Source organism: Streptomyces sp. NPDC058653, from assembly GCF_042716895.1.
Classification (GTDB): Bacteria; Actinomycetota; Actinomycetes; order Streptomycetales; family Streptomycetaceae; genus Streptomyces.
In genome coordinates, this window is sequence record NZ_JBHXRM010000094.1 from 1 (window position 1) to 1,686 (window position 1,686).

Sequence of the window (1,686 nt, forward strand, 5' to 3'; positions counted from 1 at the left end):
AAAAACCTGCAGGCTTGTTCAGACACCGGCACCGACCCGTTACCCCGCCCGGGTCACCGCGGTGACCGATCCGGTGACGTCACCGGAGAAGGGTCGTGGGCAAGCCCCCAGCTCCGCTGGGCAAGCCCCCGCCGGCCCCCTGGGCAAGCCCCGAAAACGCTGGGCAAGCCCGCTGTCCGGTCCACGGGCAAGCCTTCGGGCAAGCCCGGCCGACTACACAGAAATCCAAGAAATCCGGGCCCGACTGTCACACCGGACCCCACCTCGACCACCTGTCCAGAGTGACTGGCCCGTCTTCCTGATCCACAGCCAGCAGGGGCCAGGTTGTCAGTCCCACCAGGGAAGATCGGCAGCACCTGTGCGGTCACCAGACCGGGGATTCGCTGCCCGGCAGGCACTCCTGCCAGAGTTCACCACCCGCCAGGCAGCGGGTCCCCTCCACGAGATACGAGGGGCATCCGTGCACAGCATGACCGCCGCCCTCGCGGCGCACACCCTGGCTCCACCCGACCCCGCCCAGGAGCAGCAGGCCCGCTGGTTCGCGGACGCCTGGAACTGGGCCTCCGCCCACCTGCCCGGCGGAAACTTCACCATCCTCGGCGGCCTCCTCCTCCTCGGCCTGATCGCCCAGGGCAAGGACAAGAGCGGCAAGAAGACCGACTGGAAGAAGGCCGACCAGGCGGTCGTCGGCATCTTCAAGAACATCTGGTCGCTCATCACGGGCGTCTTCAAGGGCCTGTGGGCCATCGTCCGGTTCTACGGCGGCTACCCGATCCGGGGCGAGGCCAAGACCGACGCCACGTTCTGGAGCCGGGGCACCCGCTCCACCATCCCGGCCGGGCCCGCCGGCCCCGTCGCGCTCGGGTCCGTCGCCTTCGCCCCGCCCGTCGTGAGCCTGATCAAGCCCAAGCGCCGCCGGCCGAGCCCCTGGGCCCGTACCGCGGCGGCCTGGGTGAAGACCTACCAGGGTTGGGGCGCCACCGCCCTCGACAGGGGCCTGCGCGTGCTCCTGTGGGCCGTCCGCTGGGCCCAGAAGACCTACCGCGGCTACCAGAACGTCGCCCGCCTCGTACGGGCCGTCTACGAGGCCGTAGCCCCCGTCGTCGCCACCCTCGCCCGCGCCCTGCGGGCCTGGCACTTCTGGCCGTACGCCGCCCGCGGCCTGGCCCGCCTCGTCCTCACCGCCGCCCTCGTCGGCCTGACCCTCCCGGCCTGGCGCACCCTCACCCTCGTGGTCCTGGCCGTCCTCCTGGTCGTCGCCGTCGCGCTCGCGCACCGCTTCAAGCCGGCGCCCCCCGGAGACGACGCGGTCTACGGGCCCCGCCTCTGGGTGATCCTGCGCGAAGACCTCGACCTCCCCGAGGACGAGCCCAGGGAGAACTGGCTCCGCCTCCCCGACAAGCTCGGCGCCGAGGGCGCCCGCATCCTCATCCGCCTGCCCTGGTCGTTCCGGGGCACCCAGGGGGAGAAGGACGACGTCACCAGCCTGCTGAACTCCCGGCTCCCGGGCGAGTGGCAGGGCAGGTACACCTTCACCGGCGAGCACTTCAGCGCCGTCTACACCCACAAGCCCCCGCCCAAGCCGCCGGCCCCCGCGCCCGAACCGCCCGGCGCCGTGGATATCTGGGACCCCAAGGTCCAGGAGATCCTGGCCTCCCTCGGACCGGACGAGTTCTACCTGGGACC

Annotated in this window: 1 protein-coding gene; it reads left to right on the plus strand. The window is 71.6% G+C overall.

What is annotated here, in order from left to right:
* Positions 1-460 precede the first annotated feature (460 nt).
* On the plus strand, positions 461-1,686 hold a 1,226-nt coding region (locus ACFWU9_RS36210), incomplete at its 3' end, for a hypothetical protein (protein WP_384325355.1).